Here is an 18,521-nt window from a genome sequence, read left to right on the forward strand (position 1 = left end):
CCCCGTCCCTTGGTTTGGCACGGATAATTATAACGACAATCGTCCCCGCCTTCGTGCGGCGGTGCACGATTTCTTCGTTTGCGGCCAGCGCTCGGTGCGCTTTCAGACGGGGCTCGGCACTTCATGATAGTCGACCACGAGCCCAAATTCCTGCGCCAGCCAACACCCCAGTGCCTGCACGCCGAAGCGCTCGGTGGCGTGGTGCCCTGCGGCGATGAAGGCCACGCCCGCATCACGCGCCAGATGCACGCAGGGCTCGGAGACTTCGCCGGTAATATAGACGTCGACGCCCTCGGCGATCGCGGCGGCGAACTCGCCCTGCGCCGCGCCGCTGCACCAGGCGAGCCGCTCGATGCGCCGTTGCGGCTCGCCCAGCACCAGCGGCTCATGGCCCAGCATGGCGTTCAGCCGTTCGGCCAGGGCGGAGAGCGTGAGCGGCTCTTCGGGCCAGCCGAGCCAGACGAGATCCTCCCCGCCGCAGCGGCCCTCGGGGCGCCAGCCCATCGCCCGCGCCCAGGCGGCGTTGTTGCCCACTTCCGGATGCGCGTCGAGCGGCAGGTGATAGGCGATGAGGCTCACTTCGTGCACGAGGAGCGGCCGCAGGCGCCGGAGCCGCCAGGCGGTGAGGGTAGGATCCTCGCCGCGCCAGAAAAAGCCGTGATGCACCAGGATCGCGTCGTAGCCGCCAGCGATCGCGCGCTCGATGAGCGCGACGTTGGCCGTCACGCCGCAGAGCACGCGCCTCACGTCCGGCCGTCCTTCCACTTGCAGCCCGTTTGGGCAATAATCGCGAAACGATGCAGGCTGCAAGAGGCCGTCCAGGGCCACCACCAGATCCGTCAATCGCATGTTCGCCGCTCCTTTGGGGAATCGATGAAGAAACTGTGGCAGATTTTCGCGCAAACCGTCACCGTCGTCGCCCTCGCCGGCTTCGTCGTGGCGCAACTGAAGCCGCACTGGTGGTTCGGCGCGGGCGCCCCGCTCACCGTCGAACGCAACGCGCCCGCCGCCGCGGCGGCCAAGGACTACCGCCTCGCCGCCGCCCGAGGGGCCGCTGCCGTCGTCTCGCTGCAGCCGATGGAGGCGGATCGGGCGGAGGCAGAGAAAGCCCCGCGGCGGCTGCAGCTGCCCGAGGGGCACCCCGACATTCCCCTGCCCGACGAAGACTCGCCCCGCCTGCCCGAAGCCATGGGCTCGGCCGTCCTCATCGCCGAGGATGGCGTGCTGGTCACCAACGCCCACGTCGTGGAAGGGAACGAGCGCTTTCTTGCGCGTTTTGGCGACGGGCGCAGCATCCCGGCGCGCGTGGCGGGACGCGATCAGGAGAGCGACCTCGCGATCCTGCGGCTCGAAGCCCCCGGCCCCTTCGCCGCCCTTCCCTTCGCGCCCGCCGACAGCTTTGCCGTGGGCGACGTGGTGCTCGCGGTAGGGCATCCCTTCGGCGTGGGGCAGACGGTGACGATGGGGATCATCTCGGCGCTGGGACGCAACGACCTGGGCCTTTCCACGTTCGAGAATTTCATCCAGACCGACGCGGCGATCAATCCCGGCAATTCGGGCGGCGCCCTCATCGACACCCAGGGGCGGCTGGTGGGCATCAACACCGCCATCTTCTCGCGCACCGGTGGGTCGCTCGGCATCGGGTTCGCCATTCCGGTGCAGATCGCGCAGCCGGTGGTCGAGGAGCTGCGCTCGCGCGGTTATGTGCGTCGCGGCTGGGTCGGAGTGCAGTTGCAGCCGCTGGAAGCAGCCCTTGCCGAGGCCATGGGCGTGATGGCGCGCGAAGGGGCGCTGGTGGCGGCGGTGCTGCCCGACTCGCCGGCTGCCGCCGCTGGCCTCAGGCCCGGCGATGTCATCCTCGCCATCGACGGCAAACCGACGCGCACCGTGCGCGAAGTGCTCGACACGGTGGCGGCGATCCCGCCGGGCAAGGAGGTCACACTGCTTCTGGAACGCGAACGGCGCACGCTCGAGGTGAAGCTCGTCGCCGGTGAGCGGCCGCGACCGGGCTCGTGACCTTTCTTCCGCGTCAGTCCTGCATCCGCTGCGGCGACTTCTCTTCCCGCGGCGCGGGCAAGGTCTCTTCGGCCGCGTCCTTGGCCGAAGCGCTCCACCGTACGAAGACGACTCCCAGCTCGTAGAGCAGGATCATCGGCACCGCCAGCATGAACTGGGAGACGACGTCGGGCGGAGTGACGACCGCCGCGACGACGAAGGCGCCGACGATCACGTAAGGCCGGGCCTGGCGCAGCTTGGCGGCGTCGACCACCCCGGCCTTGGCGAGCAGGATCACCGCGATCGGCACTTCGAAGGTGATGCCGAAGGCGACGAACATGGTCATCACGAAGCCGAGATACTGCTCGATGTCCGGCGCCACCTGGACGCTCGCAGGAGCGAATTCGGCGATGAAGCGGAACACCCCGCGAAAGACGAAGAAGTAGCAGAAGGCCACGCCGAGCAGAAAAAGCGCGGTGGAGGCGATCACCAGCGGCGCGACGAGGCGCTTTTCATGGGCATACAGGCCGGGGGCGACGAAGGCCCAGGCCTGGTAGAGCACGTAGGGCAGCGCGATGAGGAAGGCGAGCAGCATCGTCACCTTGATCGGCACGAAAAACGGGGTGACCACGCCGGTGGCGATCATGGTCGCGCCGGCCGGCAAGGCATCGAGCATCGGCTTGGCGAGCAGGTCGTACCAGAATCCCGCCCAGGGCGCCAGACAGAGGAAGACGAGCAGTACCGCGATCGCCGAGTGGACCAGGCGGCTGCGCAGCTCGACCAGATGCGACAGGAAACTCTCTTCGCCGGACGTCGGTTCGCTCATCACGTCTTTCCGCTGCCAGGAGAGGGGGATGCCACTGGAACGGGCTCGGCAGGGGATGGGGCCAGCCCCAGGCCGGAGGGCAAGCTCATGGCCTCGCGTGCATCACCCGAAGGCGCGGTGCCCGTGCCAGCCGTCGAGCCCGAAGGGGCAGGCGGATGGGGGTGCGTCATGGGCAGCTCCCGTCCCGATGCCCGCACATCCGCCTTGGCGGACGGCACATCCTCCGGTTCGGCAGCGTGCGACGGGAGCGGCTCGCCGACAGCAAGCGCCTGACGCGCCTCCTCGACGCTCTGACGCAGCGGCGCCTGGACCTCCTCGGCCTGACGGCGCATCGTCTCCTGCAGCTCGCGCGCCTGGGATTCGATCTGGGCCTGCAGTTTCTTCAGTTCCTCGAGCTGGAGCTCACGCTCGATGTCCGCCTTGACGCCGGAGACGTAGCGCTGCAAGCGTCCGATGAGCTCTCCCGCCGTACGGGCCGCCTTGGGCAGGCGCTCGGGACCGAGCACGATGAGCGCCACCACGGCGATCACGATCATCTCGGAGAAGCCGATGTCGAACACACTCGCTCCTCAGCCGGACAACGAATGCGGCAGCCGGCTCACGCCTGCGTCCGCGACGCGTCGCTCTTCTCCCGCACGCCCCCTTCGATCGTGGTCTGGTCGCTCACGGCCTTGGGTGAAGCGGCGGCGGGCTCTTCTTCCGCGCTCTTCATCCCTTCCTTGAACCCGCGTACGGCGCCGCCCAGATCCTGCCCGATGTTGCGCAGCTTCTTCGTGCCGAAGATCATCACGACGATGAGCAGCACGATGAGCCAGTGCCAGATGCTAAACGAACCCATGACAGTTCTCCTATGACCTACGTCGCCGCTTCAGCGCTTGAGCATGATGGGCAGCGGCTCGTTTCCCCCGCCGAGGAGATGCACGTGCAGGTGCATCACTTCCTGGCGACCGATGCGCCCGGTGTTGATGATGGTGCGCCAGCCATCGGCACAGCCGGCCGCGAGCGCCACCTTGGTGGCGGCGACCATCAGGCGCCCCATCCAGCCGGCGTCGGCGTCGGTGAGCTCCTTGGTCGAGGGGATGTGGTGCTTGGGGATCACCAGCAGATGGACCGGCGCCACGGGACGGATGTCGTGAAACGCCAGCACCTCCTCGTCTTCATAGACCTTCTTTGCCGGAATCTCGCCGGCGACGATCTTGCAGAACACGCAGTTCGGATCGGCTTGCGTCGTCATGCTTTCCCTCCTTTGGCAATCACCACGGATTCGGCTTCCGCCGCCGTCGCCAGGCGCGCGCGTTTCTCGTCGATACCCGAGACGCCCTCCCGACGGCGGAATTCGGCGGCTATGTCCTCGACCGACAGGCCGAAATGCGCGAGCAGCACCATGGTGTGGAACCACAGGTCGGTGACCTCCCACACCAGATGCAGCCGGTCGCCGTCCTTGGCCGCCATGATCACTTCGGCGGCCTCCTCGGCCACTTTCTTAAGGATCGCCTCCGTACCCTTCTGGTACAGGCTGGAAACATAGGATTGGTCGGGATCGGCCGCCTTGCGTTCGGCGAGCGTCTGGCTGACGCGGCGCAGCACTTCCAAGTCGATCATGAGTATATCTCCTTCGGATCCTTCACCACCGCTTCGACGACTTCCCAAGCCCCGTCGCGCCAGCGGCGGTAGAAACAACTCCGCCGTCCGGTGTGACAGGCGATGCCGCCCTTTTGTTCGACGCGCAGCAGCAGCGCGTCGCCATCGCAGTCGAGCCGCAGCTCGACGAGCTTTTGCACGTGTCCGGAAGTCTCGCCCTTGGCCCACAGCCGACCGCGCGAGCGCGACCAATAGACGGCCTGCCCGCGCGCGAGCGTCTCGGCCAGAGATTCGCGGTTCATCCAGGCGAGCATGAGCACTTCGCCCGTGGCTGCGTCCTGGGCGATTGCCGGCACCAGGCCGTCTTCGCCCCAGCGCACGGCGTCGAACAGATCTTCGCTCACAGCCGTACCTCCACGCCGGCCGCCTGCATCGCCTCCTTGGCCTGGCGGATGCTGTATTCGCCGAAATGGAAGATGGAGGCGGCGAGCACCGCGTCGGCGTGCCCCTCGGTGACGCCTTCGACCAGATGCTGCAGCGTGCCCACGCCGCCGCTCGCGATCACCGGCACGGGCACGGCGTCGGACACCGCGCGGGTGAGTTCGAGGTCGAACCCCTGCCTGGTGCCGTCGCGATCCATGCTGGTGAGGAGGATCTCACCTGCGCCGAGCGCACAGACTTTCTGCGCCCATTCGATGGCGTCGAGCCCCGTGTCGACGCGCCCGCCGTGGGTAAACACCGACCAGCGTCCGGGCGCGACGCGTTTGGCGTCGATGGCCACGACGATGGCCTGCGAGCCGACGCGATCGGCCGCCTCGGCGATGAGCTCGGGCCGCTGTACCGCCGCGGTGTTGATGCTCACCTTGTCGGCCCCGGCAAGGAGCAGCGCGCGCACGTCCTCGAGGCGGCGCACGCCCCCGCCCACGGTCAGCGGGATGAAGACGCACTCGGCCACCCGCGAGACGACCTCGAGCAGGATGGCGCGCTCTTCGCTCGAAGCCGTGATGTCAAGGAAAGTGAGTTCGTCGGCCCCCTCGGCATCGTAGCGCCGCGCGATCTCCACCGGGTCGCCCGCATCGCGCAGCGACACGAAATTGACCCCCTTGACCACGCGCCCGGCATGGACGTCCAGACAGGGGATGACGCGCTTGGCGAGCATCAGGCCGTCCTTTGCGCACTGCGCCGCGCCGCGAGTTCGTCGGCGAGCGCCTGCGCGGCCTTGAAGTCCAGCGTGCCTTCGTAGATGGCGCGCCCGGTGATTGCCCCGATCACGCCGTCCTCCTCGATGGCGCACAGCGCCTCGATGTCGGCGAGCGTGGCGATGCCGCCGCTGGCAATGACCGGAGTGGCACGCAACGCACGCGCGAGCCGCGCCGTCGCCTCGACGTTCACCCCCGAGAGCATCCCGTCGCGGCCGATGTCGGTATAGACGACGGCCTCCACGCCGTAGTCCTCGAACTTGCGCGCGAGCTCGACGACGTCGTGGCCGCTACTGCGCGACCAGCCGTCGATCGCCACCTTGCCGTCCTTGGCGTCCAGCCCCACCATGACGTGGCCGGGAAAGGCGACACAGGCGTCCTGCAGGAAACCGGGATGCTTCACCGCGGCCGTGCCGATGATGACGTATTCGATGCCCAGCTCCACGTAGCGGTCGATCGTGTCGAGGTCGCGGATGCCGCCGCCGAGCTGCACCGGCACCTCGCCGTCGATTTCTTCCAGGATGGCCTCGATCGCCGCGAGGTTCTTCGGCTTGCCGGCGAAGGCCCCGTCAAGATCGACGAGGTGCAGCCGCCGCGCCCCTTGGTCGAGCCAATGGCGCGCCATGGCGGCCGGATCTTCGGAGAATACGGTGGCCTCTTCCATGCGCCCCTGGCGCAGCCGGACGCATTGGCCGTTCTTCAGGTCGATGGCGGGAATCAGCAGCATGATGTCACAGGTCCCATTGGGCGGTCTTGGCCGCCGTCGTTGTCACCCGGTGCGGCGAACCGCACCCCCTCCCCTGCGCCGCGCTCATGGAGCCCAGCGCACGAAGCGCTCGAGTAGCGCCAGCCCTGCCCGCCCGCTCTTCTCGGGGTGGAATTGAACCGCCACGAGATTGTCGTGCGCCACCGCCGAGGCGAAGACGACGCCGTAATCGGTGCGGGCGAGCACGAGTGAATCATCACGCGGCGCGACGTAGTAACTGTGCACGAAATAATAGCGCTCGCCGCTGCCTTGAGCCGGCAAAACGGGGTGTTCGCGCACGTTCTCGACCCGGTTCCAGCCCATGTGCGGCACTTTGAGATGCGCTTGCCCGGGCGCAAAGGCGCCGTCGCGTGGGAAACGCACCACCTCGCCGGCAAAAAGGCCAAGCCCGGCGGCACCGCCTTCTTCGGAGCGTTCGAAGAGCATTTGCAATCCCACGCAAATGCCGAGAAACGGCCGCTCGCGCGCCGCCCGCAGCACCGCCTCGTGCATCTCCTGGCGCTGCAGCGCCCCCATGCAATCGGGCATCGCCCCCTGGCCGGGAAAAACGACGCGGTCGGCCTCGCGCACCTCGCGCGGCGTACGCGCCAGGCGCACTTTGACACCGGGCGCGACAGTCTGCAACGCCTTCTGCACCGAGCGCAGATTTCCCATGCCGTAATCGATCACCGCGATGTTCATGGCCGGCTCACAGCACCCCTTTGGTCGAGGGCATTCGCCCCTCCAGCCGCGGATCGCGGGCGCAGGCTATGCGCAGCGCCCGGCCAAAGGCCTTGAAGAGCGTCTCGCACTGATGGTGGGCATTGACGCCGCGCAGGCCGTCGAGATGCAGCGTCACCGCAGCGTGATTGACGAACCCCTGGAAGAATTCGCGCACGAGATCGACGTCGAAAGCGCCGATGCGCGCACGGGTGAATTCGCAGCAGAAAACGAGTCCGGGGCGGCCGGAGAGATCGACCACCGCACGCGACAGCGCCTCGTCGAGCGGCACGTAGGCGTGACCATAGCGGGAGAGACCGCGCTTGTCGCCCAACGCCTTGGCGAACGCCTGGCCAAACGTGATGCCGACGTCTTCGACGGTGTGGTGGTCGTCGATGTGCGTGTCGCCTTCGGCACGAATCTCGAGATCGATAAGCCCATGCCGGGCCACCTGCTCGAGCATGTGGTCGAGAAACGGCACGCCAGTAGAGAGTTCGGCGCGGCCGCTGCCATCGAGATCGAGCGCCACGCGCACGCGGGTCTCGAGGGTGTCGCGCTCGACGACGGCGGCACGGCGCACAGGAGATTCGGTCATGGAAGAACCAAGGAAACGGAACATGGCGACGTGCGCATGATACCATTGGGCGTGTCGAGCGTAGCAACCCTGATCCCGAGAAAACGGCGCATGGATGATCGTTACTGGAGCCCTACCGTCAAGCGGCTCACCCCCTACGTTCCGGGCGAACAGCCCCGAATCCCCGATCTCATCAAACTGAATACGAACGAACATCCGCACGGCCCCTCGCCCAGGGTGCTTGCCGCCATCCAGGCCGAGCTCGACGAGCGGCTGCGTCTCTATCCCGACCCCGAAGCGACGGCGCTGCGCCACGAACTCGCACAACGCCACGGCGTGGAGCTGGACAACGTCTTCGTCGGCAATGGCTCCGACGAAGTGCTCGCCTTCGCCTTCCAGGCGCTCCTGGGTCATTCGGGGCCGGTCTGGTTTCCCGACGTCACCTACAGTTTCTATCCCGTCTATTGCACGCTCTATGGCCTGCCCCACGAGACGGTGCCACTGACCGACGACTTCCGTCTGCCCACAGATGCCTTCCTGCCCCAGCAGGGGCGCGCCGCCGGCGGCATCGTCTTCGCCAATCCGAACGCCCCCACCGGCATCGCCCTGGAACTCACCGAAGTCGAACGCATCGTGGCCGGCAACCCGCAGTGCGTGGTCCTGGTCGACGAGGCCTACGTCGATTTCGGGGCGCAGAGCGCCATCCCGCTCGTCAAGCACTACCCCAACCTCCTGGTGGTGCAGACTTTCTCCAAGAGCCGGGCGCTGGCCGGATTGCGCGTGGGCTACGCCATCGGCCAGGCGCCGCTCATCGAGGCCTTGCGCCGCGTCAAGGACAGCTTCAATTCCTACCCCCTCGACCGGCTCGCCCAGGTCGGGGCGATCGCGGCGCTGCAGGACGAAGCGCACTTCGAGGCCATGCGGCTGGACGTGATCGCCACACGCGCCTCGCTCGCGCGCGGGCTCGAAGCGCTGGGCTTCGAAGTGCTCCCCTCGCAGGCGAACTTCGTCTTCGCCCGCCACCGGGAACGGAGCGGCGCGGAGCTCGCGCAGTCCTTGCGCGAACGCAAGGTGCTGGTGCGCCGCTTCGATCAACCGCGCATCGCCGATTTCCTGCGCATCACCGTAGGCACCCGCGAGCAGTGCGCCCGGCTACTGGAGGCGCTCGCCGAGATCCTGGGGGGTTAGGAGTAAAGACCATATCTACATGTCAAGCATCAGGCATGAAGCGCCTCGAGAAACGCCTCGATGGAAACGCCAGCCTGCTTGAGCACGCCGACCAAAGTGCCAACTTTCAGCTCACGGTGATTCGGCACGACGCATCCTGCCGAGCCGCGACGCATCACGAGATGACTGCCTCGCTGACGCACGATCACGAACCCGAGCCGCTCCAAAGCGCGCACGACTTCGGCCCCGGATACGACCGGCAATTTAGGCATGTTCGGGCACGTCGAACGTCGTCAGCAATGGCCGCCCGGCAACGGCCAGGGGAAATTCCTCCAGGTAGAGCGCCGTCGCCTCACGCAAGTTGGCCAAAGCCTCTTCGATGGTTTCGCCCTGCGTCGTCGTGCCGGTTTCGGGGTTGAATGCCACATAGCCCCCTTCCGGCGCCGGAGTCAAAACAGCGGATAGTTCCATCGATCCTTCCTCATCGGTTCTCACGCCATCAAGGCAAAATGCGCATCTGCGCCGAACGCGCGTGCGCCATGAGCCCTTCGCCTTGGGCGAGCGTGGCAGCGATGGGGGCGAGCTTTTGCGCGCCGGCGCGCGATACGGCGACGAGGCTCGTGCGCTTCTGGAAATCGTAGACGCCCAGGGGGGAAGAGAAACGGGCGCTGCGCATCGTCGGCAGCACGTGGTTCGGCCCGGCGCAGTAGTCGCCGATCGCCTCCACCGACCAGTGGCCGAGGAAGATCGCCCCGGCATGACGGATCTTGTCGGCCCAGGGTTCGGGATCTTCCAGGGCGAGCTCGAGGTGCTCGGGGGCGATGCGGTTGGCGATCGCCACCGCCTGCTCCAGGTCATCCACCCGGATGAGCGCGCCGCGATGGGCGAGCGAGGCGGCGATCACCTCGCGGCGCGGCATCGTCGGCAGTAGCCGCTCGATGGCCTCCGCCACCGCATCCAGAAAATCCGCCTGCGTGCTCACCAGGATCGATTGCGCGAGTTCGTCGTGCTCGGCTTGGGCGAAGAGATCCATCGCCACCCAGGCCGGATCGCCCGAGCCATCGGAGAGGATCAGCACTTCGGAGGGCCCCGCCACCATGTCGATGCCCACCACGCCGAAGACGCGCCGCTTGGCTTCGGCCACGTAGGCGTTGCCGGGGCCGACGATCTTGTCGACCTGCGGAATCGTCTGTGTGCCGTAGGCGAGCGCCGCCACCGCCTGCGCCCCGCCGAGGGTGAAGACGCGATCGACTCCGGTGAGGTGCGCTGCGGCGAGCACCAGGGGATTTTTCTCGCCGCGCGGCGTGGGCACGGTCATGATGAGCTCGCCCACGCCGGCCACTTTGGCCGGGATGGCGTTCATCAGCACCGAGCTGGGATAGGCGGCGCGCCCGCCGGGGACGTAGAGCCCGACGCGATCGAGCGGCGTCACTTTCTGCCCCAGGCGCGTGCCGTCCGCCTCCTCGATCACCCAGCCCTCGAGTTTTTGCCGCTCGTGGAAGGTTTCGATGCGCTCGGCGGCACGCACCAGGGCGTCTTTCTGCTCGGCGGGCAGCGCGGCAAAGGCCTCGGCGAGCGCCGACTTCGGTAGTTCCAGCTCGGCCATGTGGGTCACGGTCAGACCATCGAAGCGGCGGGTATAGTCGAGTACCGCCGCATCGCCCGTGGTGCGCACCGCGCGCAGGATCTCGTCGACGGCGCGGCCGACGGCCTCGTCCGTCTGCGCCTCGAAGGCGAGCAGCGCGTCGAGCTGGGCGAAGAAGTCGGGGTCGCGCACGTCCAGCCGGCGGATGCGCGCGGCGGACGAATCAGGCGTCTGGCTGGTCATGGAGGGTCTCCGCGAAGGTGTCGATGAGCGGCTGCACCAAGGTACGCTTGAGCTTCAAGGCGGCCTGGTTGACGATCAGACGGCTGGAAATGGACATGATTTCCTCGACCTCGACCAGATGATTGGCGCGCAGCGTGTTGCCCGACGAGACGAGGTCGACGATGGCATCGGCCAGGCCAACCAAGGGCGCGAGTTCCATCGAACCGTAGAGCTTGATGAGATCGACGTGTACGCCCTTGGCGGCGAAATGCGCCTTGGCGGTCTTGAGGTACTTGGTCGCCACGCGGATGCGGCTGCCGAGCTGAACCGCCGCGCCATAATCGAACCCCTCGGGCACGGCCACGCACAGGCGGCAGCGGGCGATGCGCAGATCGAGCGGCTGATACAGCCCCTGCCCGCCATGCTCGAGCAGCACGTCCCGCCCGGCGATGCCCAGGTCCGCCGCCCCGTATTGCACGTAGGTGGGCACGTCGGTGGCGCGCACGATGAGCAGCCGCACCTCGGGACGGTTGGTCTCGAGGATGAGCCGACGCGAGGTCTCGGGGTCGTCCTGCGGCACGATGCCGGCCGCTGCGAGCAGCGGCAGCGTCTCGGTGAAGATGCGCCCCTTGGAGAGCGCGAGCGTGATCCGTTCCATGAGCCGATTCTACCGGATGCGGCGCACCTGGGCACCCAAGGCGCCGAGCTTTTCTTCGAGCTGCTCGTAGCCGCGATCCAGATGATAGATGCGCTCGATCACCGTCTCGCCTTCGGCCTTGAGCGCGGCCACCACCAGCCCGGCAGATGCCCGCAGGTCGGTGGCCATGACGGTGGCCCCGTCGAGCCGCGCCACCCCCTTGACCACGGCGGTGTTGCCGTCGATACGGATGTCGGCTCCGAGTCGCTGCAGCTCGACGGCGTGCATGAAGCGGTTCTCGAAGATGGTTTCGCGGATGACACCGCTGCCCTCGGCCACCGTGTCGAGGGCCATGAATTGCGCCTGCATGTCGGTGGGGAAACCCGGGTAGGGAGCGGTGCGCACGTCCACCGCCCGCAGCCGCGGCGGCGCCTCCAGCGCCACCCAGTCGGGGCCGGTCTCGATGCGGCAACCGGCCTCGGCGAGCTTGGCGAGCACCGCTTCGAGCGCATCGGGGTCGGCCCGGGTGAGCCGGACCTGCCCCCCCGTGATGGCGGCGGCGCACAGATAGGTGCCGGTCTCGATGCGGTCGGGCATGACGCGATAGCGGGCGCCATGCAACCGACGCACGCCGCGCACGCGCAGGGTGTCGGTGCCAATGCCTTCGATGTCCGCGCCCATGGCCACCAGGCAGCGGGCGAGATCGCTCACCTCCGGTTCGCGCGCCGCGTTCTCGATCACCGTCGTTCCCTCGGCCAGGCACGCGGCCATGAGCAGGTTCTCGGTGCCGGTGACGGTGACCAGATCCGGCACGAGCCGCGCCCCGCGCAATCCTGGCGTGGTGGCGTGGATGTAGCCGTGTTCGACGCGCACCTCGGCACCCAGCGCCTGCAACCCCTTGATGTGCTGGTCGACCGGGCGCGCGCCGATGGCACAGCCGCCGGGCAGGCTCACGACGGCTTCGCGGCAGCGCGCCACCAGCGGCCCCAGCACGAGGATGGAGGCGCGCATCGTCTTGACGAGCTCATAAGGCGCTTCGGGGGACGCGATGCGCTGCGCCTGCAGCCGCAGGGTCGCACCCTCGCGCTCGATCGCCACCCCCATGCGCGCCAGGAGCGCGAGCAGGGTGTCGACGTCGCGCAAGCGCGGAACGTTCTCGATCTCGAGCGGCTCGTCGGTGAGCAGCGCCGCGCACAGAATGGGCAGCGCCGCGTTCTTCGCCCCGGAGACGGGGATCTCACCGGCAAGCCGCGCGCCGCCGACGATGGCGAGTTTGTCCACCCCGTTCTCCTTCAGCGCGACTCGAGCTCGGAGCGCAGCCGTTCCCACTCCTCGGGCGTGAGGGTGGTGAGCGCAAGGGCGTGGATCTCCGTGCCCATCGCCGGGCCCAGCGCCTGATAGACCAGCTGGTGCTGCTGCACCTTGCGCTTGCCGCGAAACGCCTCGCTCACCACCAGGCCGGTGAAATGCACCCCATCCTTGCCCTCGACCTGCACGTGCAGGCAGGGCAGATGGGCCGCGATGGCCGCTTCGATCGCCTTGGGATCGTACATGTCGGGCTCCAGGAAGCTCATTGACGCAGTTTGTAGCCGCGGGCGAGCAGGGCCAGCGTCAGCGCCACCACCACGGCCGTGGCCGCGAGCGACACCCCCAGACTCACCCAGGGATTGGTGTCCGCCTGGCCGAAAAAGCCATAGCGAAAGCCGTCGATCAGGAAGAAGAACGGGTTGAGGTGGGACACTTTCTGCCAGAAGGGAGGTAGCGCCGCGATCGAGTAGAACACCCCCGAGAGCATGGTGAGCGGCATGACGAGGAAGTTCTGGAAGGCGGCGAGCTGGTCGAACTTGTCCGCCCAGATGCCGGCGACGATTCCCAGCGACCCCAGCAGCAGCGAACCGATCACCGCAAAAGCGAGCGCCCACAGCGGCGCGGCGAGCGGCAGATCGACGAAGACGAGCCCCACCAGGATCACCCCCAACCCCACGGCGAGTCCCCGCACCACGCAGGCGAGCGCGTAGCCCCAGAAAAATTCCTGGTGCGACAAAGGCGGCAGGAGCACGAAGACGATGTTACCCGTCACCTTGCTCTGAATGAGCGAAGAGCTGGAGTTGGCGAAAGCGTTTTGCAGCACCGACATGATCGCAAGACCCGGGATGAGAAAGGCCGTATAGGGTACCTCGCCGTAGGTCGTCACATGCCGGTCGAGCACGTTGGAGAAGATGAGCAGAAAGAGCAGCGCGTTGAGGATGGGCGCGGCCACCGTCTGGAAAGCCACTTTCCAGAAGCGCATCACTTCCTTGTAGAAGAGCGTGCGGAACCCCGCGCCGAAACATTCAGGCACTTCGCATCACCTCGACGAAGACGCGCTCCAGATCCGGCTCGCCCACGCGTAGCTCGCGCACCTCGGCCCCGGCCTCGCGCAGGCGGCGCAAGATGAGTTCGATGTCGGTGTAGTGCTCGAAGGGGATGCGCACCCAGCCATCCTCGCCTGCCTCGCCGCCCAAGGCGAGCGCCGCCTGGGGTTGGTCGAGCCGCACTTCCAGCTCATGGGCCTGGAAGCGCGCGAGCAGCCGCTCGGTGGTATCGAGCGCCACGATGCGGCCGGCCTTGAGCATGGCGATGCGGTGGCACAGCGACTCGGCCTCTTCGAGATAATGGGTGGTGAGCAGAATCGTGTGTCCTTGATCGTTGAGCTTCTGGATGAACTGCCACAGGCCGTGGCGCAGCTCCACGTCCACGCCGGCGGTGGGCTCGTCGAGCACGATCACCGGCGGGCGATGTACCAGGGCCTGCGCCACCAGTACCCGGCGCTTCATCCCACCCGAGAGCGTGCGCATGTTGGCCTCGGCCTTGTCGGCCAGCCCCAGGCCGTGCAGCAGCTCCTCGATCCAGGCTTCGTTGCGGGTGAGGCCGAAATAGCCGGACTGGATGCGCAGGATCTCGCGCACCGTGAAGAAGGGGTCGAAGACGAGCTCCTGAGGAACCACGCCGATGGCACGGCGCGCCTGGCGGTAGTCGCGCACGACATCGAAGCCCATGACGCGCACGCTGCCCTCGCTCGGGCGCGCCAGCCCCGCCAGAAGCGAAATGAGCGTGGTCTTGCCTGCCCCGTTGGGTCCGAGCAGGCCGAAGAATTCGCCGCGCTCGATGGTGAGGTCTACGCCAGCGAGCGCCGTAAAGCCACCATAGCGCTTGACGGCGCCTTGCAAGGCAATGGCAGCGGTCATGTCCCGGACGGCTCCGGCGCCAAGGGCAACAGGGTATCGACGCCGTAGAGCTGCGCGAGCGCCAGCGCCTGATGTGGCAGACCGGCGATCTCGATCGTGGCCCCGCACCGGCGCGCCCGACGCAGCCAGTCGATGAGGAGGGCCACCAGCGAGGAATCGCAGCCGCTCACGCCAGAAGCATCGACGAGGACGCGCGAGCCGGCAGCGACCCCCTCCGGCCAGCGGTCGAGGAAACCGGTGACACTGCGTAGATCGATGCGCCCTTCGAGCGGCACGCGCAGCGCCTGGCCTGAAGCAGACATCGCCTTGCTCACCCCTGCTTCGCCGTATCGGCCGGCATGGTCTCGCCGTGGGCATTCTTCTCGGCAAGTGTCTGGATGAGCCCGTCGATCCCCTTGGCCTGGATCTCCTGGCCGAAGGTGCTGCGATAGCTGGTGACCAGGCTCACGCCGGCCACCACCACGTCGAACACTTTCCAGCCGTCACCTTTGAGTTCCATGACGTAGTCGATGGCGATCGGCTCGCTGCCAGGACGGATCACCATCGAGGAGACGCGCACGGTCTTGTCGCCCGGCGCCATGCGCAGCGGCTTGAATTCGAGTTTCTCGTCGCGGTACTCACGCAGCGCGTTGGCGTAGGTGCGCACCAGCAGGGTCTTGAATTCCTGCGTGAGACGCTTGCGCTGCTCGGGTGTGGCCTGGCGCCAGGGCTGACCGACGGCGAGCATCGTCATGCGCTCGAAGTCGAAATGCGGCAGGACGCGCTGCTCCACGTAGGCGAGCCATTCGTTCATGTCCGCATCGGTCTTGATCGGACGCTGTTTGAGCCGCTCGATCACCTCGTCGGAAATCTCCTTGACCAGCACGTCCGGCGCCTTGGGTTCGGCCCGCAGGGCCGCCCCCCATGTCAGGGCCAGTAGAGCCAGGCAGGCGGCCAACCATCGCCGCATCATCGTTTGCTTCATCACACATCCTCTCTCATGTCGGGTTCGGGAAAGCCAGATATTCAGCGACTCCCGCCGTTCGAAGCGCCGTTGCCGTTGAAATCCTCATATTCGATCGGCGGATTGCCGTCGTGTATCAGATAATTACGCCGCTGGAAGTAGACATCGCGCAGGTGTGCGTACTTGTCGATGATCTGCCCTTCGGTAGCCCGATCGGCCGGCAGCAGCTCGGCGCGCTTGACCACGATCTCGGCCGCCTTGAAGGAATATTTCGCCGCATCGCCTTCGACGTAGGTGGTCGGATCGCTGTAGTAGTCGACCGGCAGCGCGGCGGTGTCGCGCAGGTTGTGACCACCGAAGAGCGGCAGCACGAGGTAAGGGCCGTCGCCCACGCCCCACACGGCGAGCGTCTGGCCAAAATCTTCGTTGTGCTTGGGCAAACCCGCCTCGCTCGCGATGTCGAGCACGCCAAGCAGCCCCCAGGTGGAGTTGAAGGCGAAGCGAACGAGGTCGTTCAAGGCTGCCTGCGGCTTGCCCTGCAGCAGGTTGTTGGCCGCGTTGCCCAGATCGCCCAGGTTGCTGAAGAAGTTGCCCACGCCCGTCTTCACCGGCGAAGGCAAGACGTTCTCATAGACCACCGCCGCCGGGCGGATCACGACGGTATCGAGCGCGTCGTTGACCTGGAACATCGCCCGGTTGAAGCCTTCCCAAGGGTCCTTGGGATTGGACGGTTGGCTGGTCGCGCAGCCCGACATTGCCACGCAGGCGGCGATCGCCGCGATCGCACGGGTTTTCTTGTTCACCTCGTTCCCCTTTCCTCGTTATTTGCTGCCGCCTTCGGCCGCCTTGTTGAACAGGAACTGGCCGATCAGCTTTTCCAGCACCAGCGCCGACTGGGTCATCTCGATGCGATCGCCGTCCTTGAGCATCTCGCTATCGGCTCCGGCCGCCAGCCCGACATATTGCTCGCCCAAGAGGCCCGAGGTCAAGATCGAAGCGATCGTATCCTTGGGAAAAGGATAGGCCGCCGAGACCTTCATTTCCACTTCGGCCTGGTACGTCTGCGGGTCGAAACGGATCGCTGCGACCCGGCCCACGACCACCCCGGCGCTCTTGACCGGAGCCTTGACCTTGAGCCCGCCGATGTCCTCGAAGCGCGCGCGCAGCGTGATCGTCTCGCCCCGCGTTCCTTCCTCCGAGACGTTGGCCACCTGCATCGCCAGGAACATCAGCGCCGCGAACCCCAGCGCCACGAACGCCCCCACCCACAGATCCAGTATCGCTCGATTCATCGCCACTCCCGGGACCGTCGCCCGTCCGTCATTTACCGATATACATGAAAGAAGTCAGAATGAAATCCAACGCCAGCACCATCAGCGAGGAATAGACCACCGTCTTCGTGATCGCCCGCGACACGCCCTCGGCCGTCGGCGTGCAGTCGTAGCCTTGGAAGACCGCGATGAGGCTAACCGCCCAGCCGAACACGAAGCTCTTGACGACACCGTTCACCACGTCTTCGCGGAAGTCGACGGAATTGGCCATCTGCGACCAGAAGGTGCCGTTGTCCACGCCGATGACCACCACGCCGATGAACCAGCCGCCGATGACCCCGACGGTGCTGAAGATGGCCGCCAAGAGCGGCATGGACAGCACCCCGCCCCAGAAGCGCGGCGCCACCACGCGGGCGATGGGGTTGACGGCCATCATGTCCATGGCCGTGAGCTGCTCGGTGGCCTTCATGAGGCCGATCTCGGCGGTGACCGCCGAACCGGCACGGCTGGCGAAGAGCAGCGCCGCCACCACCGGCCCGAGCTCGCGCAGCAGCGACAGCGCCACGATGCTGCCGAGCGCCGACTCCGAACCGAATCGCTGCAGGGTGTCGTAGCCCTGCAAGCCCAGCACCATGCCGACGAACGCGCCCGAAACCACGATGATGACGAGCGACAATACGCCAGAAAAATAGAGCTCGCGGATCGTGAGGGAAAAACGCGCGAACGACGGCCCCGAGTGGCGCAGCATCGCGAAGAGGAAGCGGGTCGCGAATCCGACCTGCCACACCCCATCGACGGTGAGATGCCCCAGGGTACGCAGCAGCTGGATCATGGCGCAACCTCCGCTTCGAGGAGCAAGCTTTCTTCGAGAGGAGGCGCCGGATAATGAAACGGCACGGGTCCGTCGGCTTCGGCGTAAATGAACTGATGCACGAAGGGATCGGGGGAATTCCGGATTTCGTCGGGCGTGCCCTGGGCGATGATCTTCCCCTGCGAGACGAGATAGACGTAATCGACGATGGACAGCGACTCGACCACGTCGTGCGTCACCAGGATGGAGGCGGCACCCAGCGCATCGTTGAGCTTGCGGATTGCCTGCCCGATCACGCCGAGCGAGATCGGATCGAGCCCGGCGAAAGGCTCGTCGTACATGATGAGTTCCGGGTCGAGCGCCACCGAGCGGGCAAGCGCCACGCGCCGCGCCATGCCACCCGAGAGCTCACTGGGCATGAGCGTGGCGGCTCCCCGCAGACCCACCGCGTTGAGCTTCAAGAGCACGAGGTCGCGGATCATGGATTCGGGCAGGTCGGTGTGCTCACGCAAGGGAAAAGCGACGTTGTCGAACACCGACAGATCGGTAAAGAGCGCACCGAACTGGAAGAGCATCCCCATGCGCCGGCGCAGGGCGTAGAGCTCCTTTTCGGAGATGCGCTCCAGAGACTGGCCGAACACGCGCACGCTTCCCTTGCGGGCGCGCAGCTGGCCGGAGACGAGACGCAGCAAAGTCGTCTTGCCCGAACCGCTGCCGCCCATCACAGCCACGAGCTGCCCACGGCGCACCGAAAAATCGATGCCGGAGAGGATCAGGCGCTCGCCGTAGCCGGCGTCGACGCCGCGCAACTCGACCACTGGATCTGCAGAATGAGGATTCGTCGTCACCGTCTCACTTCCACCTCGGATCTGCCCAATGATACACGAAGCCCGCAAACGGGACCAAGCAGGCGGCCGCGACGAAAATCCTAAAGTCCGCGCTCGGTGCGCCGATAACCCTACAAAACCCGGAGCCCAGCAAAATGCGCCCCCTGACACTTTTACCCTCACTCCTGACG

The 18,521-nt window shown here is 66.7% G+C and carries 27 protein-coding genes; 2 read left to right on the forward strand and 25 right to left on the reverse strand.

Annotation, left to right across the window (positions count from 1 at the left end; all coding sequences use genetic code 11):
• Nucleotides 1-102: 102 nt before the first annotated feature.
• Entirely contained in the window at nt 103-849 is a 747-nt protein-coding gene (locus tag OA56_RS07745) for a Nif3-like dinuclear metal center hexameric protein (protein ID WP_461584480.1), read from the reverse strand.
• 24 nt (nt 850-873) lie between these two features.
• Between OA56_RS07745 and OA56_RS07750 the strand changes: the two genes are divergently transcribed.
• A complete protein-coding gene (locus OA56_RS07750; RefSeq protein ID WP_461584482.1) occupies nt 874-2,016 on the forward strand; it encodes a S1C family serine protease in 1,143 nt (380 codons plus the stop codon).
• 13 nt (nt 2,017-2,029) lie between these two features.
• Here the strand turns inward: OA56_RS07750 and tatC are convergent, their stop codons facing one another.
• From tatC to hisB, 10 genes are all read right to left on the reverse strand, one after another.
• A complete protein-coding gene (tatC, locus tag OA56_RS07755; protein WP_141054335.1) occupies nt 2,030-2,821 on the reverse strand; it encodes a twin-arginine translocase subunit TatC in 792 nt (263 codons plus the stop codon).
• Nucleotides 2,821-3,381, reverse strand: a complete 561-nt coding sequence (gene tatB, locus OA56_RS07760; RefSeq protein WP_141054338.1) for a Sec-independent protein translocase protein TatB — start codon at nt 3,379-3,381, stop codon at nt 2,821-2,823. The genes tatC and tatB overlap by 1 nt, the downstream gene beginning before the upstream one ends.
• Nucleotides 3,382-3,419: 38 nt before the next feature.
• Nucleotides 3,420-3,659: a Sec-independent protein translocase subunit TatA gene (tatA, locus tag OA56_RS07765; RefSeq protein ID WP_141054341.1), complete on the reverse strand. Its 240-nt coding sequence runs from the start codon at nt 3,657-3,659 to the stop codon at nt 3,420-3,422.
• Nucleotides 3,660-3,689: 30 nt separating this feature from the next.
• Nucleotides 3,690-4,055 carry a histidine triad nucleotide-binding protein gene (locus OA56_RS07770; RefSeq protein ID WP_055422563.1) on the reverse strand — a complete coding sequence of 122 codons (366 nt, stop codon included), beginning with the start codon at nt 4,053-4,055 and terminating at the stop codon, nt 3,690-3,692.
• A complete protein-coding gene (locus OA56_RS07775; protein WP_055422562.1) occupies nt 4,052-4,423 on the reverse strand; it encodes a phosphoribosyl-ATP diphosphatase in 372 nt (123 codons plus the stop codon). The genes OA56_RS07770 and OA56_RS07775 overlap by 4 nt, the downstream gene beginning before the upstream one ends.
• Complete coding sequence (gene hisI / locus OA56_RS07780) at nt 4,420-4,806, reverse strand: phosphoribosyl-AMP cyclohydrolase (protein WP_055422561.1); 387 nt, start codon at nt 4,804-4,806, stop codon at nt 4,420-4,422. The genes OA56_RS07775 and hisI overlap by 4 nt, the downstream gene beginning before the upstream one ends.
• A complete protein-coding gene (gene hisF, locus OA56_RS07785; protein ID WP_028874112.1) occupies nt 4,803-5,561 on the reverse strand; it encodes an imidazole glycerol phosphate synthase subunit HisF in 759 nt (252 codons plus the stop codon). Before hisF ends, hisI begins: the two co-directional genes overlap by 4 nt.
• The gene (gene hisA, locus OA56_RS07790; protein ID WP_461584486.1) at nt 5,561-6,328 is read right to left on the reverse strand and encodes a 1-(5-phosphoribosyl)-5-[(5-phosphoribosylamino)methylideneamino]imidazole-4-carboxamide isomerase; all 768 of its coding nucleotides are present in this window, start codon (nt 6,326-6,328) and stop codon (nt 5,561-5,563) included. The genes hisF and hisA overlap by 1 nt, the downstream gene beginning before the upstream one ends.
• Nucleotides 6,329-6,412: 84 nt before the next feature.
• The gene (gene hisH, locus OA56_RS07795; protein WP_461584488.1) at nt 6,413-7,048 is read right to left on the reverse strand and encodes an imidazole glycerol phosphate synthase subunit HisH; all 636 of its coding nucleotides are present in this window, start codon (nt 7,046-7,048) and stop codon (nt 6,413-6,415) included.
• Between the two features lie 7 nt (nt 7,049-7,055).
• Nucleotides 7,056-7,661 carry an imidazoleglycerol-phosphate dehydratase HisB gene (gene hisB / locus OA56_RS07800; RefSeq protein WP_461584490.1) on the reverse strand — a complete coding sequence of 202 codons (606 nt, stop codon included), beginning with the start codon at nt 7,659-7,661 and terminating at the stop codon, nt 7,056-7,058.
• Nucleotides 7,662-7,751: 90 nt separating this feature from the next.
• Here hisB and hisC point away from each other — a divergent pair, with 90 nt between their 5' ends.
• Nucleotides 7,752-8,828, forward strand: coding sequence for a histidinol-phosphate transaminase (hisC, locus tag OA56_RS07805; protein WP_461584492.1), 1,077 nt, complete (start codon nt 7,752-7,754; stop codon nt 8,826-8,828).
• 29 nt (nt 8,829-8,857) lie between these two features.
• On the opposite strand, the gene OA56_RS07810 is transcribed toward hisC, so the two are convergent.
• From OA56_RS07810 to OA56_RS07875, 14 genes are read right to left on the reverse strand one after another with little or no spacing between them, the layout of a single operon-like run.
• Complete coding sequence (locus OA56_RS07810; protein WP_055422556.1) at nt 8,858-9,079, reverse strand: type II toxin-antitoxin system HicA family toxin; 222 nt, start codon at nt 9,077-9,079, stop codon at nt 8,858-8,860.
• Nucleotides 9,072-9,278 carry a hypothetical protein gene (locus OA56_RS07815; protein ID WP_055422555.1) on the reverse strand — a complete coding sequence of 69 codons (207 nt, stop codon included), beginning with the start codon at nt 9,276-9,278 and terminating at the stop codon, nt 9,072-9,074. The genes OA56_RS07810 and OA56_RS07815 overlap by 8 nt, the downstream gene beginning before the upstream one ends.
• Before the next feature lie 28 nt (nt 9,279-9,306).
• Nucleotides 9,307-10,635, reverse strand: coding sequence for a histidinol dehydrogenase (gene hisD, locus OA56_RS07820; protein ID WP_055422554.1), 1,329 nt, complete (start codon nt 10,633-10,635; stop codon nt 9,307-9,309).
• Nucleotides 10,616-11,272: an ATP phosphoribosyltransferase gene (hisG, locus tag OA56_RS07825; protein WP_055422553.1), complete on the reverse strand. Its 657-nt coding sequence runs from the start codon at nt 11,270-11,272 to the stop codon at nt 10,616-10,618. Before hisG ends, hisD begins: the two co-directional genes overlap by 20 nt.
• 9 nt (nt 11,273-11,281) lie before the next feature.
• A complete protein-coding gene (gene murA / locus OA56_RS07830; RefSeq protein ID WP_055422552.1) occupies nt 11,282-12,532 on the reverse strand; it encodes a UDP-N-acetylglucosamine 1-carboxyvinyltransferase in 1,251 nt (416 codons plus the stop codon).
• An 11-nt stretch (nt 12,533-12,543) separates the two neighbouring features.
• Nucleotides 12,544-12,804 carry a BolA family protein gene (locus OA56_RS07835; protein WP_461584496.1) on the reverse strand — a complete coding sequence of 87 codons (261 nt, stop codon included), beginning with the start codon at nt 12,802-12,804 and terminating at the stop codon, nt 12,544-12,546.
• A gap of 17 nt (nt 12,805-12,821) precedes the next feature.
• Complete coding sequence (locus tag OA56_RS07840; RefSeq protein ID WP_055422550.1) at nt 12,822-13,592, reverse strand: ABC transporter permease; 771 nt, start codon at nt 13,590-13,592, stop codon at nt 12,822-12,824.
• A complete protein-coding gene (locus OA56_RS07845; protein WP_055422549.1) occupies nt 13,585-14,478 on the reverse strand; it encodes an ABC transporter ATP-binding protein in 894 nt (297 codons plus the stop codon). Before OA56_RS07845 ends, OA56_RS07840 begins: the two co-directional genes overlap by 8 nt.
• A complete protein-coding gene (locus OA56_RS07850) occupies nt 14,475-14,780 on the reverse strand; it encodes an STAS domain-containing protein (RefSeq protein WP_141054357.1) in 306 nt (101 codons plus the stop codon). The genes OA56_RS07845 and OA56_RS07850 overlap by 4 nt, the downstream gene beginning before the upstream one ends.
• An 8-nt stretch (nt 14,781-14,788) precedes the next feature.
• A complete protein-coding gene (locus OA56_RS07855; protein ID WP_461584499.1) occupies nt 14,789-15,442 on the reverse strand; it encodes an MlaC/ttg2D family ABC transporter substrate-binding protein in 654 nt (217 codons plus the stop codon).
• A gap of 41 nt (nt 15,443-15,483) precedes the next feature.
• On the reverse strand, nt 15,484-16,224 hold the full coding sequence (locus OA56_RS07860; RefSeq protein WP_055422547.1) for an MlaA family lipoprotein: 741 nt from the start codon (nt 16,222-16,224) through the stop codon (nt 15,484-15,486).
• A gap of 18 nt (nt 16,225-16,242) precedes the next feature.
• Nucleotides 16,243-16,713, reverse strand: coding sequence for an outer membrane lipid asymmetry maintenance protein MlaD (gene mlaD, locus OA56_RS07865; RefSeq protein ID WP_141054360.1), 471 nt, complete (start codon nt 16,711-16,713; stop codon nt 16,243-16,245).
• Nucleotides 16,714-16,741: 28 nt separating this feature from the next.
• Nucleotides 16,742-17,524 carry a lipid asymmetry maintenance ABC transporter permease subunit MlaE gene (gene mlaE / locus OA56_RS07870; RefSeq protein ID WP_028874097.1) on the reverse strand — a complete coding sequence of 261 codons (783 nt, stop codon included), beginning with the start codon at nt 17,522-17,524 and terminating at the stop codon, nt 16,742-16,744.
• Nucleotides 17,521-18,351, reverse strand: a complete 831-nt coding sequence (locus OA56_RS07875; RefSeq protein ID WP_055422545.1) for an ABC transporter ATP-binding protein — start codon at nt 18,349-18,351, stop codon at nt 17,521-17,523. Before OA56_RS07875 ends, mlaE begins: the two co-directional genes overlap by 4 nt.
• Nucleotides 18,352-18,521: the final 170 nt, after the last annotated feature.

Source organism: Tepidiphilus sp. HLB4 (genome assembly GCF_054823945.1).

Bases quoted from the DNA above. Each gene is read 5' to 3' on its own strand.
- OA56_RS07745 (WP_461584480.1), bottom strand. From the start codon at position 849: ATGCGATTGACGGATCTGGTGGTGGCCCTGGACGGCCTCTTGCAGCCT.
- OA56_RS07750 (WP_461584482.1), top strand. From the start codon at position 874: ATGAAGAAACTGTGGCAGATTTTCGCGCAAACCGTCACCGTCGTCGCC.
- tatC (WP_141054335.1), bottom strand. From the start codon at position 2,821: ATGAGCGAACCGACGTCCGGCGAAGAGAGTTTCCTGTCGCATCTGGTC.
- tatA (WP_141054341.1), bottom strand. From the start codon at position 3,659: ATGGGTTCGTTTAGCATCTGGCACTGGCTCATCGTGCTGCTCATCGTC.
- OA56_RS07770 (WP_055422563.1), bottom strand. From the start codon at position 4,055: ATGACGACGCAAGCCGATCCGAACTGCGTGTTCTGCAAGATCGTCGCC.
- OA56_RS07775 (WP_055422562.1), bottom strand. From the start codon at position 4,423: ATGATCGACTTGGAAGTGCTGCGCCGCGTCAGCCAGACGCTCGCCGAA.
- hisF (WP_028874112.1), bottom strand. From the start codon at position 5,561: ATGCTCGCCAAGCGCGTCATCCCCTGTCTGGACGTCCATGCCGGGCGC.
- hisA (WP_461584486.1), bottom strand. From the start codon at position 6,328: ATGCTGCTGATTCCCGCCATCGACCTGAAGAACGGCCAATGCGTCCGG.
- hisH (WP_461584488.1), bottom strand. From the start codon at position 7,048: ATGAACATCGCGGTGATCGATTACGGCATGGGAAATCTGCGCTCGGTG.
- hisB (WP_461584490.1), bottom strand. From the start codon at position 7,661: ATGACCGAATCTCCTGTGCGCCGTGCCGCCGTCGTCGAGCGCGACACC.
- hisC (WP_461584492.1), top strand. From the start codon at position 7,752: ATGGATGATCGTTACTGGAGCCCTACCGTCAAGCGGCTCACCCCCTAC.
- OA56_RS07810 (WP_055422556.1), bottom strand. From the start codon at position 9,079: ATGCCTAAATTGCCGGTCGTATCCGGGGCCGAAGTCGTGCGCGCTTTG.
- OA56_RS07815 (WP_055422555.1), bottom strand. From the start codon at position 9,278: ATGGAACTATCCGCTGTTTTGACTCCGGCGCCGGAAGGGGGCTATGTG.
- hisD (WP_055422554.1), bottom strand. From the start codon at position 10,635: ATGACCAGCCAGACGCCTGATTCGTCCGCCGCGCGCATCCGCCGGCTG.
- hisG (WP_055422553.1), bottom strand. From the start codon at position 11,272: ATGGAACGGATCACGCTCGCGCTCTCCAAGGGGCGCATCTTCACCGAG.
- OA56_RS07835 (WP_461584496.1), bottom strand. From the start codon at position 12,804: ATGTACGATCCCAAGGCGATCGAAGCGGCCATCGCGGCCCATCTGCCC.
- OA56_RS07845 (WP_055422549.1), bottom strand. From the start codon at position 14,478: ATGACCGCTGCCATTGCCTTGCAAGGCGCCGTCAAGCGCTATGGTGGC.
- OA56_RS07850 (WP_141054357.1), bottom strand. From the start codon at position 14,780: ATGTCTGCTTCAGGCCAGGCGCTGCGCGTGCCGCTCGAAGGGCGCATC.
- OA56_RS07855 (WP_461584499.1), bottom strand. From the start codon at position 15,442: ATGAAGCAAACGATGATGCGGCGATGGTTGGCCGCCTGCCTGGCTCTA.
- mlaD (WP_141054360.1), bottom strand. From the start codon at position 16,713: ATGAATCGAGCGATACTGGATCTGTGGGTGGGGGCGTTCGTGGCGCTG.
- mlaE (WP_028874097.1), bottom strand. From the start codon at position 17,524: ATGATCCAGCTGCTGCGTACCCTGGGGCATCTCACCGTCGATGGGGTG.